At 64.5% G+C, this 18979-nt stretch carries 20 protein-coding genes; 10 read left to right on the top strand and 10 right to left on the bottom strand.

The genetic code is table 11. From position 1 onward, the window contains the following. Positions 1 to 10 precede the first annotated feature (10 nt). Genes WFP36_RS08890 through WFP36_RS08870 form a run of 5 tightly spaced genes read right to left on the bottom strand, consistent with a single transcriptional unit; the run spans position 11 to position 5468 of the window. The gene (locus WFP36_RS08890; protein ID WP_336979772.1) at positions 11 to 1120 is read right to left on the bottom strand and encodes a hypothetical protein; all 1110 of its coding nucleotides are present in this window, start codon (positions 1118 to 1120) and stop codon (positions 11 to 13) included. Further along, on the bottom strand, positions 1117 to 2244 hold the full coding sequence (locus tag WFP36_RS08885; protein WP_336979770.1) for a hypothetical protein: 1128 nt from the start codon (positions 2242 to 2244) through the stop codon (positions 1117 to 1119). Before WFP36_RS08885 ends, WFP36_RS08890 begins: the two co-directional genes overlap by 4 nt. Continuing rightward, positions 2232 to 3782 (bottom strand): 2-polyprenylphenol 6-hydroxylase, encoded by a 1551-nt coding sequence (ubiB, locus tag WFP36_RS08880; protein WP_336979768.1) that lies wholly within the window; start codon positions 3780 to 3782, stop codon positions 2232 to 2234. The genes WFP36_RS08885 and ubiB overlap by 13 nt, the downstream gene beginning before the upstream one ends. Position 3783: 1 nt before the next feature. Further along, positions 3784 to 4515: a class I SAM-dependent methyltransferase gene (locus WFP36_RS08875; RefSeq protein WP_336979766.1), complete on the bottom strand. Its 732-nt coding sequence runs from the start codon at positions 4513 to 4515 to the stop codon at positions 3784 to 3786. A gap of 17 nt (positions 4516 to 4532) precedes the next feature. Then, the gene (locus WFP36_RS08870) at positions 4533 to 5468 is read right to left on the bottom strand and encodes a DMT family transporter (RefSeq protein WP_336979764.1); all 936 of its coding nucleotides are present in this window, start codon (positions 5466 to 5468) and stop codon (positions 4533 to 4535) included. A gap of 100 nt (positions 5469 to 5568) precedes the next feature. Here WFP36_RS08870 and mutM point away from each other — a divergent pair, with 100 nt between their 5' ends. From mutM to WFP36_RS08845, 5 genes are all read left to right on the top strand, one after another. Beyond that, a complete protein-coding gene (gene mutM, locus WFP36_RS08865) occupies positions 5569 to 6381 on the top strand; it encodes a bifunctional DNA-formamidopyrimidine glycosylase/DNA-(apurinic or apyrimidinic site) lyase (RefSeq protein ID WP_336979763.1) in 813 nt (270 codons plus the stop codon). 158 nt (positions 6382 to 6539) lie between these two features. Then, positions 6540 to 6800 carry a 30S ribosomal protein S20 gene (gene rpsT, locus WFP36_RS08860; protein WP_336979761.1) on the top strand — a complete coding sequence of 87 codons (261 nt, stop codon included), beginning with the start codon at positions 6540 to 6542 and terminating at the stop codon, positions 6798 to 6800. Positions 6801 to 7332: 532 nt separating this feature from the next. Further along, positions 7333 to 8754: a chromosomal replication initiator protein DnaA gene (gene dnaA / locus WFP36_RS08855; RefSeq protein ID WP_336979760.1), complete on the top strand. Its 1422-nt coding sequence runs from the start codon at positions 7333 to 7335 to the stop codon at positions 8752 to 8754. Between the two features lie 111 nt (positions 8755 to 8865). Beyond that, positions 8866 to 9291: a DUF983 domain-containing protein gene (locus tag WFP36_RS08850; RefSeq protein WP_336979759.1), complete on the top strand. Its 426-nt coding sequence runs from the start codon at positions 8866 to 8868 to the stop codon at positions 9289 to 9291. A gap of 10 nt (positions 9292 to 9301) precedes the next feature. Then, positions 9302 to 10069 (top strand): HesA/MoeB/ThiF family protein, encoded by a 768-nt coding sequence (locus WFP36_RS08845; RefSeq protein ID WP_336979758.1) that lies wholly within the window; start codon positions 9302 to 9304, stop codon positions 10067 to 10069. A gap of 112 nt (positions 10070 to 10181) precedes the next feature. On the opposite strand, the gene WFP36_RS08840 is transcribed toward WFP36_RS08845, so the two are convergent. After that, on the bottom strand, positions 10182 to 10883 hold the full coding sequence (locus WFP36_RS08840; RefSeq protein ID WP_336979756.1) for an NAD-dependent deacylase: 702 nt from the start codon (positions 10881 to 10883) through the stop codon (positions 10182 to 10184). Between the two features lie 35 nt (positions 10884 to 10918). Here WFP36_RS08840 and dapB point away from each other — a divergent pair, with 35 nt between their 5' ends. The 3 genes from dapB to nth are packed head-to-tail and all read left to right on the top strand — an operon-like array spanning position 10919 to position 13146. Next, complete coding sequence (dapB, locus tag WFP36_RS08835; RefSeq protein ID WP_336979754.1) at positions 10919 to 11647, top strand: 4-hydroxy-tetrahydrodipicolinate reductase; 729 nt, start codon at positions 10919 to 10921, stop codon at positions 11645 to 11647. A 1-nt stretch (position 11648) separates the two neighbouring features. Continuing rightward, positions 11649 to 12500 (top strand): ion transporter, encoded by an 852-nt coding sequence (locus WFP36_RS08830; RefSeq protein ID WP_336979752.1) that lies wholly within the window; start codon positions 11649 to 11651, stop codon positions 12498 to 12500. Further along, a complete protein-coding gene (gene nth, locus WFP36_RS08825; protein ID WP_336979750.1) occupies positions 12490 to 13146 on the top strand; it encodes an endonuclease III in 657 nt (218 codons plus the stop codon). Before WFP36_RS08830 ends, nth begins: the two co-directional genes overlap by 11 nt. A gap of 159 nt (positions 13147 to 13305) precedes the next feature. On the opposite strand, the gene WFP36_RS08820 is transcribed toward nth, so the two are convergent. Together WFP36_RS08820 and dapE are read right to left on the bottom strand one after the other, a co-directional pair. Further along, positions 13306 to 14622 (bottom strand): dicarboxylate/amino acid:cation symporter, encoded by a 1317-nt coding sequence (locus tag WFP36_RS08820; RefSeq protein WP_336979748.1) that lies wholly within the window; start codon positions 14620 to 14622, stop codon positions 13306 to 13308. Positions 14623 to 14745: 123 nt separating this feature from the next. Next, positions 14746 to 15897, bottom strand: a complete 1152-nt coding sequence (dapE, locus tag WFP36_RS08815) for a succinyl-diaminopimelate desuccinylase (RefSeq protein WP_336979747.1) — start codon at positions 15895 to 15897, stop codon at positions 14746 to 14748. A 56-nt stretch (positions 15898 to 15953) separates the two neighbouring features. Here dapE and WFP36_RS08810 point away from each other — a divergent pair, with 56 nt between their 5' ends. Next, positions 15954 to 16418 (top strand): cupin domain-containing protein, encoded by a 465-nt coding sequence (locus WFP36_RS08810; protein WP_336979745.1) that lies wholly within the window; start codon positions 15954 to 15956, stop codon positions 16416 to 16418. A 3-nt stretch (positions 16419 to 16421) separates the two neighbouring features. Here the strand turns inward: WFP36_RS08810 and WFP36_RS08805 are convergent, their stop codons facing one another. Continuing rightward, positions 16422 to 17093, bottom strand: coding sequence for a glutathione S-transferase family protein (locus WFP36_RS08805; protein WP_336979743.1), 672 nt, complete (start codon positions 17091 to 17093; stop codon positions 16422 to 16424). 172 nt (positions 17094 to 17265) lie between these two features. Here WFP36_RS08805 and WFP36_RS08800 point away from each other — a divergent pair, with 172 nt between their 5' ends. Continuing rightward, a complete protein-coding gene (locus WFP36_RS08800; RefSeq protein WP_336979741.1) occupies positions 17266 to 17934 on the top strand; it encodes a tetratricopeptide repeat protein in 669 nt (222 codons plus the stop codon). A 133-nt stretch (positions 17935 to 18067) separates the two neighbouring features. Here the strand turns inward: WFP36_RS08800 and WFP36_RS08795 are convergent, their stop codons facing one another. Continuing rightward, positions 18068 to 18880 carry a ribonuclease E inhibitor RraB gene (locus WFP36_RS08795; RefSeq protein WP_336979740.1) on the bottom strand — a complete coding sequence of 271 codons (813 nt, stop codon included), beginning with the start codon at positions 18878 to 18880 and terminating at the stop codon, positions 18068 to 18070. Positions 18881 to 18979 lie beyond the last annotated feature (99 nt).

Here is an 18979-nt window from a genome sequence, read left to right as displayed (position 1 = left end):
GGCCGTCACCTCACAAGGGGCTTGTTCCGCGCAGCCTGCCTTGCGCGCTGTGCCAGAGCGTGCGCAGCGCCATGGGCACGAAGGCCAGGCCCATGAAATAGGCGGGCGTGATCATCAGCGCCCAGTAAAAATTGTTGTCGCGTCCGGCGACCATGAACAGCAGGGCGTATCCGGCAAAGAGCAGCGTGCCGAAGGCCCCCGCCTGCGATTTCCACCCCGCCCAGCCGAGCAGCGGCAACACCGCAAGCGGCCCGGCAAGGACATGGGGCAGGAAATGCAGGCTGGAAGAGTGAATGACATTGGAGGTGAAGCCCGTCAGCCCGCGCATGACCAGCCATGCAGGCGACGGCCGGTCCTCGGGCCTCACTAGATCGCCCACCACGCCCAGATGGCCCCACATCGCAACAAGGAAGGCCCCGCACAGCAACGCCCAGCACGCGAGTTCAACCCAGCGGCGCCTCCACAGGGCAAATGCCCCCATCAGCAAGACGAAGGGCAAGGCGTGCTCGCGAATTGCCAGTGCCAGCGCCGCCGCGGCAAATGAGCCGATCCAGCGCTCACCGCGATGAAGCGCGAAGGAGAGCGCCAGCAACGTGCCCGCCCAGACTTCGTGCAAGGCAAGATATTGCGGCTTCAGCCCCATCGCCATTCCGACGACCAGCAGCATCATGGCAATCGGGCGGTGCGGCAATCCGCCGGGCTCCACTCCTAACCTGCGCCACCATGCCAGCAATGTCGCGCCTCCCAGCAGTGCCGCCGTGCCATATGTGCCAACAGGGCCCAGCCACGCGCTCAGGGTCGCAAGGGTGGGGAGGCGCACCGCCGCGCCAGGCGTGATCGGGAAGTTGCGCGCACGCTGCTCTTCCACTGCCACTTTGTGATAGGGTTCTCCCGCCGCCACACGCTCCACGATCCTTTCATAGAGCGCGATATCCGCGTCCTTTTGGGCCGCGTTTCCTTCCGAAAGAATAGTCTGCACGTCGGAGCCGGTGGCCATGGGCGATCCGCCCGGCAGCGGCAGGGCCGCCAGCAACAGCAGGGCCAGCACCACCGCCAATGTCAGCCGCGCGGGCAGTTGCGGCCAATTGGCAAAGCGTTTCCAGTTGGAGCCGACGCTCATGCCCGCCCCTCTACGCGCGCTGCGGCGAGCAAGGCGGCAATGGCGCGCGGCACGAAGGCCAGGCCCGCGCCATAGGCGGGCAGGACCATTGCCCCCCAATAGAAGTTCTCCGGCCGGGAGAACACGGCCATAGCCACGGCGAACCCCGCGAACCACAGCGCGGCGAACCAGCCCAGCCTTCCGCCAAGGCCGATCCAGCCGATAAGCGGAAGCAAGGCCAAAGGCGCTGCAAGCCACAAGGGAAGGGAAGATAGCGGTGTCAGCCGCACCACCGCCGCAAGGAATGCCTGGGGTCCCAGCAGGCCGGACCAGCCCTGCGACGCCGGAGCAAGGGGCGGGCGCAATGCGCTTACCGCTTCCGCATGGAATGCCATGCCGATTGCGAAGGCTGCGATCACGCCAAGCACGGCCAGCGCTTCGCCCTTGCGGCGCTCGATCGGGGCGAAGACCAGCCACAGCAGCAGAAAGGGCAAAGCCAGTTCCCGTACCGCCAGTGCAACGGCCGCGAGCACAAGGCTGGGCCACCAGCGGCCCGGCCGATAGAGCAGCAACGCGGCAGAGAGAAACAGCCCGGCAACAAGTTCGTGCACCAGACCGGCAATGTCCAGAAACGCCCCGAAACCGCACAGGACCAGCACGAGCGCCGCACCTGTCCGTTCCAGCGGACGTAAGGCACCCTGCCGCAGCCCCATCAGGCCGATCAGCGAAAGCCCCAGGGCAAGGGTAGCCGCGATCCGCCAGAACGCGCCCCCAAACAGCACAGTGCCTTCGGCAAGCACGGGCGAACGGACAGTGAAGAAGGGCCGCGTGGGATAACCATCCGCCAGATGCTGCGAAATGGCGGCCTGATAGTAACCCTCGCCCTGCGCCATGCGGGCATTGATCGCGCGATAGAGATCAAGGTCGCCCGTTCCGCCCCCCGGCTCGGCAGAGTGCTGTGCTGTAATGCGGGCATCGCCCGCGCGCATCAGTGTGCCGGTTCCGGGAATGCTCCACAGGCAGGCTGCGACCAGCGCCACGAGCAGCAGGATCGCGGCCGGGCGCGGAAGACTGGCCAGCGGCCTGTCGATCCATACCCCGTGCCGGGCAGGCGACAGGCGTGCCGCTTCGATCAGGAAAGCCATCCGGCGAGACTGGCCGCCCAGATTGCCACCCCACCTGCGATTGCAGCGACCAGATAGCCCGGCCAGCGCCGTTCGCTACGCCGTTCCCAGATGAGCGGCACCGGCTCGAGCGGGGGCGCTTCGGGCGCGCCGCCCTTGGCGGGGAAGCGTTCCTCCAGCCGTCGCAGCAGATCGGGCAGGCGCAGCAGGGTCTTGAAATCCTCGCGCAGCCGGTCGGCCAGCATTGCCTCGGGGCCAAGCTCGTCGCGAATCCAGCTGCGCACGAAAGGCGCGGCGACATCCCACATGTTGATCGCGGGATTGAGCTGAGTGGCCACGCCTTCCACCATCACCATGGTCTTTTGCAGCAGCAGCAGATGCGGCTGGGTCTGCATGTCGAAATCGCGCGTGATGGCGAACAGCCCGTCGAGCATCTGGCCCACGGACAACTCGCTCACCGGCTTGCCGCGCATCGGCTCGCCCACAGCGCGCAGCGCGGTCGCGAATTCGTCTACCGAGTGATAGCTGGGCACATATTGCGCCTCGAAATGGATCTCGGCCACGCGGCGGTAATCGCCCGTGGTGAGGCCATAGAGAATCTCGGCCAGCCATTGCCGGGCACGCCGGTCGATCCGGCCCATGATGCCGAAATCGATGGCCACGATGGTGCCGTCGGCCGTCACGAACAGGTTCCCCTGATGCATGTCGGCATGGAAGAAACCGGCGCTGATCGCCTGGGTAAGGAAAGCCAGGACCAGCCTGCTCGACAGCTTGGGCAGATCGTGCCCGGCCGCCTTCAGGGCCTCGATATCGCTGATCTTGACCCCGTCGATCCACTCGACGGTCATCACCCGGCCATTGGTGCGATCCCAGTCGATCTCGGGCACGCGATAACCTTCGAAGCCCTTCATCGCAGCGGCCAGTTCGCTGGCGGAGGCTGCCTCGCGCCGCAAATCCAGTTCGCGCGCGGTCCAGCGGCGGAAATTCTCGATGGTCAGGCGCGGGCGCAGGCGCGCCGCCTCGCCGCCCAAGGCCTCCAGATGGGCCGCCGCCCATTCATAGGTCTCGATATCGCGCTCGAACCGGCGGCGAATGCCGGGGCGCAGCACCTTGATCGCCACGGTGCGCCCATCGATCGTCACGCCCTTGTGGACCTGTGCGATGGACGCGGCGCCCACCGGATCGGGATCGACACTGGCGAACAGGGCTTCGAGCGGCTGACCGAAACTGCCCTCGATCGCGCGCCGTATCGCCTCGAAAGGCACCGGCGGCAGGCTGTCCTGCAGGCTGAGCAGATTGTTCGCCGCATCCTCGCCCACCAGGTCGGGCCGGGTGGCGAGCGACTGGCCCAGCTTGATTGCCGCCGGGCCGATGGCCTTGAAGGCGCTGGAATAGTCAGGCTCGCGCGGCTGGAACGTGCCGAAACGGGCGACCTTGGCCAGCCGCCGTACCGGGGCGGGCGTGTTGGGATCGCGCTCGATCCCGCGCAGGGCCCCGTGCCGCGCCAGCGTGCGGCCCCAGGAGAGGAGCCGGACAATATGGGTAGCGGGGCTGGTCACCCTATACCTTCCACCCCGAATGGATCGCCACCAGCCCGCCGAGGATCGGTTCCACCCGGGTCTGGGTGAAACCGGCATCGCGGATCATCTGTTCGAATTCGGGCATGGGCGGGAAGCGGCGGATCGATTCGATGAGGTAGCGATAGCTTCCCTCGTCATGGGCGATCGCCTTGCCGATCTGCGGGACGAGCTTGTGCGAATAGAGGTCATACACCTCCTTGAAGCCCGGCCATTCGGTCGTCGAGAATTCAAGGCAGTAGAACCGCCCGCCGAATTTCAGCACGCGATAGGCCTCGGCCAGCGCCTTATCGATCCGGGTGACGTTCCGGATGCCGAAAGCGATGGTGTAGGCATCGAAGAAACGGCTGGGGAAGCTCAGTTCCTCGGCATTCTGGCGCGACCAGACGAGTTCATCGAGGCCCCGTTTCATCGCTCGCTCGATGCCGACATCCAGCATGTCCTGATTGATGTCGGACACGGTCACGATTGCCCCGCGCTCGGCCATGCGGAAGGCGATGTCGCCCGTACCGCCCGCCATGTCGAGGATCTGCTCGCCCGGCTGCGGCTTCACCCGGCGCACGAAACGATCCTTCCACAAACGATGCATGCCGCCCGACATGGCATCGTTCATGATGTCGTATTTCGCCGCCACATTGGAGAACACCGCGCCTACACGCCGGGTCTTCTCTTCCGGGCTCACCTCTTCGTAGCCGAAGGATACCTGTTCGCTCATGCAAAGCCCTCTAGCGGTCAGTCCCGCGTGGCGCCAGCCGAACCTTTGTGCCGCAGGGCCAGTGCCGAAACAACGATCCCGGCCAGGATCAGGGCCATGCCTGCCCAGTGATAGGAATAGAGCTTCTCGCCCAGGATCAGCGCGGAAAGAAGCGCGCCGAACAGCGGCATCAGCGTGATTGCCTGCCCCGCGCGGGCCGGGCCGACCTTCCCGGTCGCCCAATTATAGATGAAGTAGGAAACCAGCGACGGCAGGATCGAGACATAGGCAAAGGCGCCCACCGTGCCCCAGCTCCAGTTCACATGCTTGCCGTCAATCCATTCCATGGCGGCCAGCGGCGCCATCGCCACCACGCCGACCCAGAACGTGACCGCCACGAAGCTCTCCGGCGCCGTTACAGGGCGCAGGCGCAGCAGCACGGTGTAAAGCGCCCAGGCCACCACCGCCATCATCACCAGCGCGTCGCCCAGCCCGAAATGCAGGCGCATCGCGGCATGGGGATCGCCCTCGAACACGATCGCGACCACGCCAAGGATGGAAAGCGCCACCCCGGCGGCCTGGCGCGGATCGGGGCGAGTGCGGAACAGCAGCAGGTCGAACACAACCACCAGCGCCGGGATCGCCGCCTGCAGCAGCAGCGCGTTGCTGGCGGTGGTGTAGCCGAGCCCGACATAGAGCAAGCCGTTGAATGTGGCGATGCCGATCACGCCCAGCAGCAGCACCATCTTCCAGCCGCTCAGCAGCGCGGCCCGGTCTTTCCACACCGATCCGGCCGCGAAAGGCAGCAACAGCAAGGAAGCGCAGGTCCAGCGCACGAAGGCCAGAGTGAAGGGCGGGATGTCTTCATGGACCGCGCGGCCGATGATCGAATTGCCGGCCCAGAAGAACATCACCAGCCCCAGCATGGCAAAGGCGCGCAGATGGGACGACGAAGCTTGGTCGGCAGAGGACATGGCAGTGCCATAAGCAGCGAAACCCTGCTTGGCGAGGGTCCCATGCGCACGAAAAGCTGACTGTGATGACAAGCCGGGCACATGGACCTAGATGCAGGCCATGCCGGAACTGCCCGAAGTCGAAACCACCGTGCGCGGCCTTGCCCGCTTCCTCGAAGGGGAGCGGATCGAGTGCGTGGCCGTCAACCGGCCCGATCTGCGGCGCCCCTTCCCGCCCGCCCTGGTCCAGACGCTGACGGGCGCGAGGGTGACGGAACTCGGCAGGCGGGCCAAATATGGCCTGATCCACACCGACCGCGACCAGACGATGGTGTTCCATCTGGGCATGAGCGGGCGCTGGCGGATCGATCCTGCCGAACTGGGCAAGCACGACCATCTGGTGATCGAGACTGCGGGCCATCTCTTCGCGCTCAACGATGCGCGGCGCTTCGGCTCGGTGGACCTTGTCGACACGGCAAAACTGGAAGCCTGGCCGCAATTCGCCGCCATGGGTCCGGAACCGCTGGGCGAGGAATTGACCCCGGCACATCTGCGGGCAGCGCTGGCGGGGCGCAAGCAGGCCATCAAGCTCCTGCTGCTCGACCAGCGGATCGTTGCCGGGCTGGGCAATATCTACGTGTGCGAGGCGCTCTACCGTTCGGGGATCAGCCCGGTGCGAGCGGGCGGCACGATCTCTGCCGCAGCCCTCGAACGGCTGGTGCCCGCGATCAAAACGGTGCTCACCGAATCGATTGCCGATGGTGGGTCCACCCTGCGCGATTATGCCCGGCCCGATGGCGAGCTGGGCTATTTCGCCACCCGCTTCGACGTCTATGGGCGAGAGGCCGAAGAATGCCGCCGCTGTGGCGGAACAGTGAAGCGTATCGTACAGGGCGGGCGCAGCAGCTGGTATTGTCCTTCCTGCCAGAAGTGAACCGATGCAAGGCACCGCCGGCACCTGAGGCGAGTATAGGTTGACGATTCGGGCCTGCGCAGTTAAGGGCGCCGCTTTCCGGCGGGCAACTGCCGTTTTCGCAAGTTTTTCGATTTAGGATTCCGGCCGCGAGCTGAGCGGCCCGACAGAGGACGAAGATGGCCAATACGCCGCAAGCACGCAAGCGCATCCGTCGCAACGCCAACCGCGCCGAAATCAACGGCGCGCGCATGAGCCGCATCCGCACCTTCGTGAAGAAGGTGGAAGCCGCCATCGCGGGTGGCGACAAGACCGCCGCCGCCGATGCGCTGAAGAGCGCTCAGCCGGAACTGGCTCGCGGTGTCGCTCGCGGCGTGCTGCACAAGAATACTGCGGCTCGGAAGATGTCGCGCCTGACCAAGCGAATCGCTTCTCTCTGATTCGCCTCCCCGCCGGAAGGCGGTTGGCAGGAACACAAAATGAACAAGGCCGGTGCGTTTCGCGCCGGCCTTTTTCGCACCTGCGAGGGGCGAATATTACATTTTGGCGTAAGTACCGGTATTCCCACGATTCGCATCTTCAGACTATCTTCTGAGGGCTCGAAAATGGCGGAAATCAGCCACTTACACGCAAGTCCGCGCCCCTTCGCGAGTCAAGACTCATTATTTCACTTTTTTTACGGGGGCACCCCTTGCCCATTTCGGCGCTGGGTTCATAAATCGGCCCAGGCCCACGGCGAGTCCGTTGGGGGCATCAACAAGTCGCGATGATAGCAATCGGGCTCTGGTCTTGGGGGGATCGGGGCTTGGCGGAGCTTTACGCTCCGAAGTGCGGGCAAACGTGTTCGCGCGAAAGCTATCTGTTTGGGAATCAATCACCGGATACTGAGGGATGGGGCGGTAGATGATTCGGATGGGACCACATGCAGACCGAACGGCTGCGTCAGCTAGGAAGCGCAAGGGCGACGATGATATGACCGAAGACCAGGAGGCGCTGGACCTCGCGGCCGACTGGGCAGACATCAGCCAGGGCCTTCGAAAAGACCTTGGACATCAGCTCCATAGCCAATGGATCAAGCCGATCCAGCTGGGCAGCTTCTGCAAGGATACCGGCACGCTCAACCTCTTCCTGCCGACCGAGTTCTCCGCGAACTGGGTGGCCGACCGCTTTGCGGACCGGCTTTCGCTCGCGTGGAAGATCGCGCGCAGCGAAGTGCGCCAGGTACGCATCGGCGTGCACCCCGGCCGCCGCCAGCTGCCGGAAGTGACGCTGGGCGGGCAGGACAGCTTCGGCCGCGCCGCCAATGATGCGGCAATGGACAGCTTTGCCGCGCTGGGCGCGGGCACGATCGGCGATTCCGGTTTCACGGCCTCGGTCGGCCTCGACCCCAGCCTGACCTTCGGCGCCTTCGTGACGGGCACCACCAATGTGCTGGCCTTCAATGCGGCCGAGCGCATGGCGAAGGTGGAACAGCCGCAGTTCAGCCCGCTCTACCTCAAAGCCGCTACCGGCCAGGGCAAGACTCACCTGCTGCACGCCATCGGCCACGCCTATCTGGCAGCCCACCCGCGTGCGCGAATCTTCTACTGCTCGGCAGAGCGGTTCATGGTCGAATTCGTCTCGGCCCTGCGCCAGAACGAGATGATCGAGTTCAAGGCGCGCCTGCGCGGCTTCGACCTGCTGCTGGTGGACGATATCCAGTTCATCATCGGCAAGGCCTCCGCCCAGGAAGAACTGCTCTATACGATCGACGCGCTGCTGGCCGAGGGCAAGCGACTGGTCTTCGCCGCCGACCGCGCCCCGCAGGCGCTGGACGGCGTGGAACAGCGCCTCCTCTCGCGCCTGTCCATGGGCCTCGTCGCCGACATCCAGCCCGCGGACATCGAACTGCGCCGCTCGATCCTCGATTCGAAGCTGACGAAGTTCGCTCCGCTGGAAGTTCCGGCAGACGTGATCGAATTCCTCGCCCGTACCATCAATCGTAACGTGCGCGAGCTGGTGGGCGGCCTCAACAAGCTGATCGCCTATGCGCAGCTTACCGGGCAGGAGGTTTCCCTCCAGCTGGCCGAGGAACAGCTGACCGATATCCTTTCGGCCAACCGCAAGCGCATCACGATCGACGAGATCCAGCGCACGGTCTGCCAGTTCTACCGGGTCGACCGGGCGGAAATGTCCTCCAAGCGCCGCGCGCGCGCAGTGGTTCGCCCCCGTCAGGTGGCGATGTATCTCGCCAAGGTGCTGACGCCCCGCTCCTATCCGGAGATCGGGCGCAAGTTCGGCGGCCGCGATCACTCGACCGTGATCCATGCGGTCCGCCTGATCGAGGACCTGCGCAAGCGCGATGCCGACATGGACGGCGATGTGCGCAGCCTGTTGAGGCAGCTGGAAAGCTGATCGCTTTTCCCGGCGGTGTGCACAGACTGTGCGCCGCCGGTTCCACCGCAAACGCAGCTCTTTTCGACAGGCTTGTCGACAGGAGGGGTATTGGGCGCATAAAGCCGCCCCATGACCGAAATCGCCGAGTCTCCGCTGCCCCGCACGCTTCCCTCCACTTATCTGGAGGCGGCGATCCGGGGCGGGCTGCGCTGTACCTGCCCGCGTTGCGGACAGGCGCCCCTGTTCCGCAAATGGCTGAAGCCTGTGGATTTCTGCTATGCCTGCGGGCAGGACTGGACGCTGCAGCGCGCCGACGATTTCCCGCCCTATATCTCGATCCTCGTCACCGGGCACCTCATGGCGCCCGTGCTGATCCTGCTGGTGCTGGACTTTCAGCTTTCCATGCTGGCGGTCGGCGCCATCGCGCTGCCGCTCGCCGCCGCAATCATGCTGGCGATCCTCCAGCCGGCCAAGGGCGCGATCATCGCCGCGCAATGGTGGCTGGGCCTGGTGGGCTTCCGCAAGGAACGCCTGCCCAAGGCGCCGGGCGCGTAAGAGACGCGCGATGAGCCTTGCCCCGGATCGCCTCGAACGCTTCGCCCGCCATATCGTGCTGCCCGAGATCGGCGGCCCGGGGCAGATGAAGCTCGCCGCTTCGCATGTCGTGCTGGTGGGTCTGGGCGGGATCGGTTCGCCCGCGCTGCAATATCTCGCCGCTGCCGGGATCGGCCGGCTCACCCTGATCGACGACGACCGGGTCGATGCCAGCAATCTCCAGCGCCAGACGATCTATGCCGAGGCGGATGTCGGCCAGTTGAAGGTCGAGCGGGCCGAGGAATGGCTCGCTCGTTTCGATCCCGCCGTGGCCTGCCAGGCCGCTGCCATTCGCGTGACGCCGGAAACCGCCCCCGCCCTGATCCAGGGGGCCGACCTCGTGCTCGACGGCTGCGACAATTTCGCCACCCGCCTTGCCGTGTCCGATGCCTGCGTGGCCGCCGCCGTCCCGCTGCTCAGCGCCGCCGTCGGCCGCTTCCAGGGGCAGGTCGCGGCCTTTGCCGGGCATATCGAGGGGCACAGCTGCTATCGCTGTTATGTGGGCGATGCCTTCGATGCCGACGATTGCGACACTTGCGCCGAAGACGGGATGCTGGGTGCCATGGCGGGCTGGGCCGCCACTTTCGCCACCATGCAGGCCGTGCGCGTGCTGCTGGACGGCGTCAGTCCGCTGGGCGACCCGCAATGGGGCAAGCTGCATCTGCTCGACGGGCTGACGCCGTCCCTGCGGACGCTGAACATCGCCAAGGACCCGGGCTGCCGGGCTTGCGGCACCTAAAATCCTCCCCCGCCGGGGGAGGGGGACCGTCCGAAGGACGGTGGTTGGGGGTGTGCCATTAGGCACCCCCTCCGTCATCGCTGCGCGATGCCACCTCCCCCGATGGGGAGGATCAATCGGCTAGAACCTCGCTCACCCATTCGGGCACCAGCACACTGGCCGCACCGAGCCGGGTTTCATCGAACCAACGTGAGCCCTGGCTCGGTTCGAGATTGAGTTCCAGCGTCCGTGCCCGGTGGCTCGATGCCTGCTGGACGAAGCCCGCCGCAGGATAGACCGCGCCTGACGTGCCGATGGAAACGAACAAATCCGCGCGGGAGATCGCCGCGAAAATCTCGTCCATCCGGTAAGGCATCTCGCCGAACCACACGATGTCCGGCCGCATCGCGACCTGCCCGCAGGAGGGGCAAGGCGGCGCATCGAGCAAAGTGCCTTCCCAATGGTGGCGCACATCGCAGGCCTGGCACCAGACCGACAGTGCCTCGCCATGCATGTGCAGCACTCGGTCGGCCCCGGCCCGTTCGTGCAGATCGTCAATATTCTGGGTGACGATCAGCAGATCGCCGCCCCACTCGCGGTCCAGCCGCGCCAGTGCCTCATGCGCCGGATTGGGCAAGGCAGCGAGCACGCCTGCCCGCCGCTCGTCATAGAATCGCTGGACGAGGCCCGGATCGCGGCGGAACGCCTCTGGCGTCGCCACGTCCTCGACCCTGTGATCCTCCCACAACCCGTCTTCCGCGCGGAAGGTGCGCAGGCCGCTTTCGGCGGAAATGCCGGCCCCGGTGAGGATCACGATATTGCGGATGTCGCTCATGTCGACCATGAAGCACGCGGTAACAGGGAGTGGCAATGACCAGTATCGGAATCATCGGCAGCGAAGGGCGCATGGGCAAGGCACTGGCCGTGGCAGTCGAAGCGGCGGGCCACACGCTGGCGGGCGGCATCGGGCGCGGCGGCAATCCGGCGGATCTCGCTGCCCGCAGTGACGTGCTGATCGACTTTTCCGCTCCGGCCGCTCTGGGGGCGAGCCTCGATGCCGCGGTCAACGCAGGCATCCCCGTCCTGATCGGCACGACCGGCCTTTCGGATGCCGACCACGCCGCAATCGATACGGCCGCGCGCTCGATCCCTGTCTTGCAGACGGGCAATACCTCGCTCGGCGTCACGCTGCTGGCCCATCTGGTGCGCGAAGCGGCATCGAAGCTGGGGATCGAGTGGGACATCGAAATCGTGGAGATGCACCACCGCATGAAGGTGGATGCTCCCTCCGGCACGGCCCTGCTGCTGGGCGAAGCCGCTGCCGCAGGGCGCGGGATCGACCTTGCGCCCAATTCGGAACGCGGGCGCGACGGGCACACTGGTGCACGCCGCCCAGGCGCCATTGGCTTCGCCGCCTTGCGTGGCGGCACAGTGGCGGGCGAGCATTCCGTCATTCTTGCAGGCGAGGAAGAGCGTATCACTCTGTCTCACCTCGCCGAAAACCGGATGATCTTTGCCCATGGCGCCGTGAAGGCGGCAGGATGGCTGATCGGCAAGGCGCCGGGCCGCTATTCCATGCCGCAAGTGTTGGGAATCTGACATGCGCCACCTGCGCCACACGGTTTACAGGAAGCTGTTCGTGGGCGCAGGCACCAGCGACAAGCTGTCGCTGGTCAACCTGCTGCTGGTCATCCTGATCCTGGCAGCGGTCACGGTTTCCGTGATCGGCACTGAGCCCACGATCACCGGCAAGCATCATGACCTGATCATCGGCATAGAGATGGGCTTCGGCGTCATCTTCCTGGTCGAATATCTCGCCCGCCTGTGGAGCGCAGCCGACGCGCCCGGTCCCGGCTCGGCCACTGCCAAGCGCCTGCGCTTCGTCTTCTCGCCCCTGGCGATCATCGACCTGATCGTCGTGATGACTTCACTGGCGCCCTTCTTCATCGCCGATTCGGCCGCACTGCGGCTGGTGCGACTGGTCCGCATCCTGGCGCTGACCAAATTCACTCGCTTCTCCCACGCGATCGAGGAAATCTCGGCTGCCGTATGGGGCCGGCGTTACGAGTTGATCGTCACGATCTCGCTTGCCTGGGCACTGCTGCTGATCGGGGCAGTGGCGATGTACTGGGCGGAAGGGACCGTGCAGCCGGAACAGTTCGGCAGCATCCCGCGCTCGCTCTGGTGGGCTATCGTCACCTTGACGACCGTGGGCTATGGCGATGCGATCCCGATCACGCCGCTGGGCAAGTTCACGGCCGCTATCGTCGCCTTGGGCGGGGTGGCGCTGGTTGCGATGCCCGCCGGTATCATGGCGGCCGCCTTCAGCGACGCGATGCAGAAGAAGCGCGAACTCGAACTGGCCCGCCGGATCGAGCAGGAAGTGGAAAACAAGGTGGAAGAGGAAATCGAGCGCCTGATGGATGTGGAAGAGAGCCGGCGTGACACGTGACCAGATTTTCGCGTTCTTCTCAGCCCTCGCGGAACTGAACCCTGCCCCTCAGACGGAACTCGAATTCGGCAACACCTATCAGCTGCTGGTGGCCGTGGTCCTGTCCGCACAGGCGACCGATGCCGGGGTGAACAAGGCAACGCGCGCGCTGTTCGAGAAAGTGAAGACCCCCGCCCAGATGGTAACACTGGGGGAGGACGGGCTGAAAGAGCACATCAAGACGATCGGTCTGTTCAATTCCAAGGCCAAGAACGTCATCGCCCTGTCGGAGATATTGGTGCGCGATTTCGGCGGCGAAGTTCCGCAGGATCGCGACACGCTCGTCACTCTGCCCGGCGTCGGCCGCAAGACGGCCAACGTGGTGATGAACTGCGCCTTCGGAGCGGAAACCTTCGCGGTGGACACTCATGTGTTCCGCGTTTCCAACCGCACCGGCCTCGCCAAGGGCAAGACGGTGGAGAAGGTGGAGACGCTGCTGGAAAAGCGCGTGCCGCAGCCCTTCCGCCGCGACGCGCATCACTGGCTGATCCTGCTGGGCCGCTACACCTGCAAGGCGCGGCTGCCCGAATGCTGGCGCTGCCCGGTGGTGGAGCAATGCGGGTTCAAGCCGAAGGTGCTGGAGGTTCCGAAAGGGCGGAAGGGGTAAGGGGCCTAACGCGCCCTTTCTCCAAACTCCGTTCGTCCTGAGCCTGTCGAAGGACACGCACCGCCCTTTGCCCCAAGCTCGTCGGGCCTTCGCTGAACTCAGATAAAGCAGGAACCCTCTCCCGCGTCCTTCGACAGGCTCAGGACGAGCGGAGAGGGCTCACGCTTCCGCGTGCTCATCCCCCTCGCTCAGCGAAGAAATCACCTGCGCGCAGACCAGATCGCCCACCACGTTGAGCGTCGTGCGGCACATGTCGAGGAAGCGGTCGACGCCAAGGATCAGGCCGATCCCTTCTGGCGGCACGCCAACGCCGCCCAAGATCAGCGCAATCACCGGCAGCGATCCGCCCGGCACCCCTGCCGTACCGATGCCCGCCAAGATACACACCAGCATCACGAAGAGCTGATCAGACAGAGACAGGTCCACGCCGAAGAACTGGGCAAGGAACAGCACCGTCACCCCTTCGAACATCGCCGTGCCGTTCTGGTTGGCGGTGGCGCCGATAGTCAGCACGAAGCGTGCAATACGCGGCGGCAGCTTCAACCCGCCTTCCGCCACCCGCAGCGAGGTGGGCAGGGTCGCGTTGGAGCTGGCGGTGGAGAAGGCCATCACGCTCGCCTCCCGCGTCTGGCGGAAGAAGGCGACCGGGCTCTTGCCCGCAACGAATTTCAGCAGCGCCGGGAACACGCCGAACATCTGCAGGCCCAGCGCCAGCACGACCACGCCCACATAAGCCGCCAGTTTCACCAGCAGGTCCCAGCCGAACTGGGCGGAGAGGTTGAACATGAAGCAGAAGATCGCCAACGGCGCGAGCTGGATGACGATGCCGATCAGGCGCATGGCCACTTCGAACACGCCTTCCACCGCGTCCTTCAGCACCGCCGTGCGCGGCGTGTTCACCAGCAGCAGCCCGATGCCGAAGAACAGGGCGAAGAACATCACCGCAAGGATATCGTTATTGCTCATCGCGCCGACGATATTGTTGGGCACGATGGCGACGATCTGGCTCACCCCCATCTCGCTTTCGGCGGAGGCGGCGACGATGCCCGCGGCATTTTCCCTGCCCTGCTCCAGCAATTCCTGCGCAGCGGCGGGATTGACGCCCTGGCCGGGCTTCAAAATGTTCACCAGCGCCAGCGAGAGCGCCACGGCAATGCCCGAGACAATCACCGTATAGACCAGCGTCCTGATCCCAATCGCCCGCAGCGAACGAATCTCGCCCATCTCGGAAATGCCGACCACCAGCGCCGAAAACAGCAGCGGGATCACCAGCATGAACAGCAGGCGCAGGAAAATTTGGCCAATGGGTCCTGTGACATAGGTCACGACCGTATCGACCCAGGCGGCATCGGCGGCGAAGCTGTGCACTGCCAGTCCGCCGACCAACCCCAGCAGGAAGCCGAACAGAATCCGCATCTGCAGCTTGCCATGGCCGAGCGGCGCGGCTTCCTTTGCCATTTCGGCAGCGTCGGTCATGCGTGATTCCCCCGGGGCATGTCAGTCAAATTGGTCATCGCGAGGACCCAAGGCCCTTAGCGATCCAGAACGCGGCGCACCGTCCCCTGGATTGCTTCGCTACGCTCGCAATGACGGAGACTTTTAGCAAGCCCCCAGAGCGGCCAGCACAACTCTGCGATAGATCCGCACCAGCGTTTCCAGATCGTCAACCGCCACGGCTTCGTCGCGCTTGTGCATCGTGGCGTTGAGCAGGCCGAATTCGATCACCGGGCACAGGTCTTTCAGGAACCGCGCATCCGACGTGCCGCCGCTGGTGGAAGGTTCGGGCGTAAGGCCGGTTTCCGCCTGCACCGCATCGGCAATGATCTGCGAAAAGGCGCCCGGCGGGGTCAGGAAAGGCTCGCCATAAATGATCGGGCGCGCGCTGGCACCGTGGCGGTGAGCGATCTCGCTGACCCGGCGCGACAGGTCCGCACCCGTATGCGTATCGTTGAAACGGATCGAAATACGGGCGCTGGCGCGGGGCGGGATCACATTGGTAGCCGGATTGCCCACAGTGATCTCGGTGATTTCGAGATTGGAGGGCTGGAACCAGTCATTGCCATTATCCAGTTCCATCGCATCCAGATCGGCCATCAGGGCGACAAGGCGCGGGATCGGATTATCGGCCAGATGGGGATAGGCGACATGGCCTTCACGCCCTTCCACCTCGAACCAGGCGTTGATCGACCCGCGGCGGCCGATCTTCATCATGTCGCCCAGCCGGTTCACCGAAGTCGGTTCGCCCACCAGGCAGAGGTCGGGAATTTCACTAACTACACGCATGTGATCGATCAGGGCGCGCGTGCCGTGCATCGCCTCGCCCTCCTCGTCGCCGGTGATGATGAGGCTGACCGTCCCGGCATCGGCCGGAATATCGTGCAGCGCCGCGATCATCGCAGCGACCGCGCCCTTCATGTCCACTGCCCCGCGCCCGTAGAGCAGGTCCCCGCCCGGCATGGCGCGAACTTCCGGCGTGAAGGGATCGCCCGTCCAGCCCTCGCCCGCGGGCACCACGTCGACATGGCCGGCGAAGGCGAAGTGCTTCGATCCTTCCGGCCCCTTGCGGATGGCGAAGAGGTTCTCCACCGGCCCGGCAGGCGGCTCCCCCGCGATGAAGCGATGGACCGCGAAACCCAACGGTTCGAGCATTGCCTCAAGGCAATCGAACACCGCGCCCGTAGCCGGGGTGACGGAGGGGCAGGCGATCAGCGCGGCGGCAAGATCGACGACGTTCGCGGATGGTTCTGTCATGGCTGGACAAGCGCATATGGGCTATGCGCGGGCGATACAAGGAGGAGCGCCCCGCCATGCCCAAGCTCGACGTCGAAGCCATCCCCCAATCCAACGCCACCGGCTATCCCGCGCCCTTCGACCGGGAAGTGGAGGGCCGCTGGTGGCGGCGCCTGGCGCCGGCGGGCGGGCTGACTGCCTTCGGGGCGAGCCATGTGGTGCTGAAGCCCGGTGCCTGGTCTTCCCAGCGCCACTGGCACGAGGGCGAGGACGAGTTGCTGGTGATGCTGAGCGGCGAGGCCGTGCTGGTGGAGGACGATGCCCGCATTGTGCTGCGCGCCGGGGATGTCGCCGCCTGGGCAATGGGCCGGACCAATGGCCACCATCTGCGCAACGAGAGCGAGGCCGATTGCAGCTTCGTGGTGGTCAGCGCCGGTGACCGGAGCACGGGCGGCGCCTATTCCGATATCGACATGGTGTTCACCGAAGGCGGTTATCTCCACCGAGACGGCACGCCCTATCCCACTGACCGGATCAAATGATCCTCAGGCGCTGACCGGCGGCGCGTCCCACTGGGCGATCACCCATTGCTCGTCCTCGGCCGCGTTGACCCAGGCCTGCATCCATTCATGCTCCCACAGGGCCTGCATATAGGCCTCGGCAAAGCCGGGCACCCCGATGCCATAGGTCAGGAAACGGCTGACGATGGGGGCATAGAAGATATCGGCCGCGCAGAAGGTGCCGAACAGGAACGGCCCGCCCTTGCCGAACCGCGCCCGCGCCTCTGCCCACAGTGTGAGGATGCGCACGATGTTGCCCTTTACCTCGTCCGTCAGCTGCACACCTTCGAAGCGGCGGCGGACATTCATCGGCATGGCGCGGCGCAGCGGCAGGTAGGAGGAATGCATTTCCGCCACCATCGAACGGGCCATGCCGCGCGCGGCATCGTCCTTGGGCCAGAAGCGATCCCGGCCAACGCGGTCGGCCAGATATTCGAGGATCGCCAGACTGTCCCAGATCACCACATCGCCGTCCCACAGGATCGGCACCTTGCCGCCGGAGGGTGCGAAATCGCCTTGTTCGCGCTTGGCCTCTTCCCAGTCCTCGCCATTGATGTTGACGGTCAGCTCCTCGAAATGGAGCCCGGACTGCTTGACTGCCAGCCAGCCGCGCAGCGACCAGCTCGAATAATTCTTGTTGCCGATGATCAGCTTCACTGCACGGGCCCCTTTCGCGTGGCCACGCCTAGTCATTCAGGCTTCATGTGTCGAGTGTGAACGGCGAACCTGCCCATCGCGCATGCCCGTCCATCGCCCATGCCTGTCCATCGCCCACGATTGACAATTCACTCCCCTGCCGCAGGATGCTTCCGATCAGGGAGGGGCACCCATGAGACTGAAGGCCTTATTCGCAATTCTGCTGGCCGTTGCCATGCCGGCGGCCGCCGCCGCGCAGGAGGCCGAGCATCCTGCCGTGACCAAGGGCCGCGAAGCCTTCAACGCAGGCGATCCTGCGGGCGCGCGGGCGGCCTTTGGCGAGGCATGCGATGCCGGATCGGTCGATGGCTGTTATCGCGTGGCAGTGTTCATGAGTGAAGGCGCAGGCGGGCCGGTGGATCAGGTGCAGGCCCGCGCCAAGCTGCGGCGGGCCTGCACGGAACTGCCCCAGTTCCTTCCCGCAGCCTGCGAGATGCTGGGCCAGTATCTCGACAAGGGCAGAGGCGGCCCGGCCGATCCGGTCGGCGCAAGGGCGGCCTTCGGCGAGGCATGCGGATCGTCCCACGCGCTGGGCTGCTTCAACTACGGCGCACTGCAATTCAACGGCGTGGGCGGGCCGAAAGACAAAGCCGGGGCGTTCCTGGCCTTCACTCTTGCCTGCGATCTCGAATATTTCGACGCCTGCGTTATCGGCGGTCAGATGCTGGAGAACGGCGATCTCGGCAAACCGGATTATGGCACCGCCGAACTGATGTATCGCCGGGGCTGCGACAAGCAGCACCAACCATCGTGCCACCGCGTGGGCGAACTTTACGCCAACGGTCTGGCGGAAGTGGACTGACCTTAGCGGTGTGGACAAATTCGGACGTGAATGAGCGTCTGATATCCGGGAGTATGGCCTGCGGCCTAAATGAGAGGAACGGGGTGGGAAGCAGGCATTGCCCAATGCGCAGGTGAGCTTATCGAAGTTGGAATCATTCCTTGGTCTTGCGAAACAGGCGCTTCAAAAGAGACTTTCGGGGAGGTTGAGCGGACTCTTCGACAGCAGTAGCTAGCACCATGGTTTCCCACCCGTCGTATTCGACGCCAGCTGCCTGCGAAGCTTCCAGGATAGTTGGTGTTAAATCCTGGAAATGTTCAAATGTTGCCTGCGCATTCTCGGACAAGACTAGCCCTGTGCGATCCCCATCGAGCCAGTGGTCAATCACCATTCCTTCACCGGCAAGTCTTCTCGCCAGATTCTCCAACGACGAATGATCGCCGTAGAACCAGAAATCGATTTTTCTCGGCTCAGACCCGTTATCGCCGTGCTTCTGCAACGAGGATATCACGCCCTGATCACCGTCAATTTGAATGTCGAGGGGCGTGGGAATGACATATTCTTCGTAACTATCGAATGCAAAATCGTCAGTTGTCCAGATTGTCGTTCCTTCGGCCTGTATCAAATCTACTACGCTCTCGATCTTCGTATCCGCAGAATGAGCGATGTAGATTGTGCGCCTAGCATCCCCCGTGGCACTTGCGGTGTGATAAGCTTTACCAAGGCTATCAGCTAAAGCGACAATCCTGTCTTCAAGATCATACAGCACATCCAAACAGAGCGGCATACCGTGCTCGCTCACCAGTGGCGGATCGACGTCACAAATGACTGCAGATATTCGATTCGAGCGCGCGAACTCGTGAATCTCAGGATTGATACGGGTGCGAACAACAATTGGCTGACCACCATCAGATAGACGCTGAAGAAGCATCCAGCGATCCTCGTCGCCTGCCGCAAACATATCCATTGCACCGTACTCCCCCTGCCCTCAGTTCTTCGCGGAGCCAATAACTCCGCCCAAGAACGTCCGGTATGTTGTCGTGTCCGGTAAGGCGGCTTTCGGCAG

Source organism: Fulverythrobacter fulvus (genome assembly GCF_037154085.1).
Taxonomy (GTDB): domain Bacteria; phylum Pseudomonadota; class Alphaproteobacteria; order Sphingomonadales; family Sphingomonadaceae; genus Andeanibacterium; species Andeanibacterium fulvum.
The sequence above is the reverse complement of the archived record's forward strand: the minus strand, read 5'-3'. Positions and strand labels throughout refer to the sequence as shown.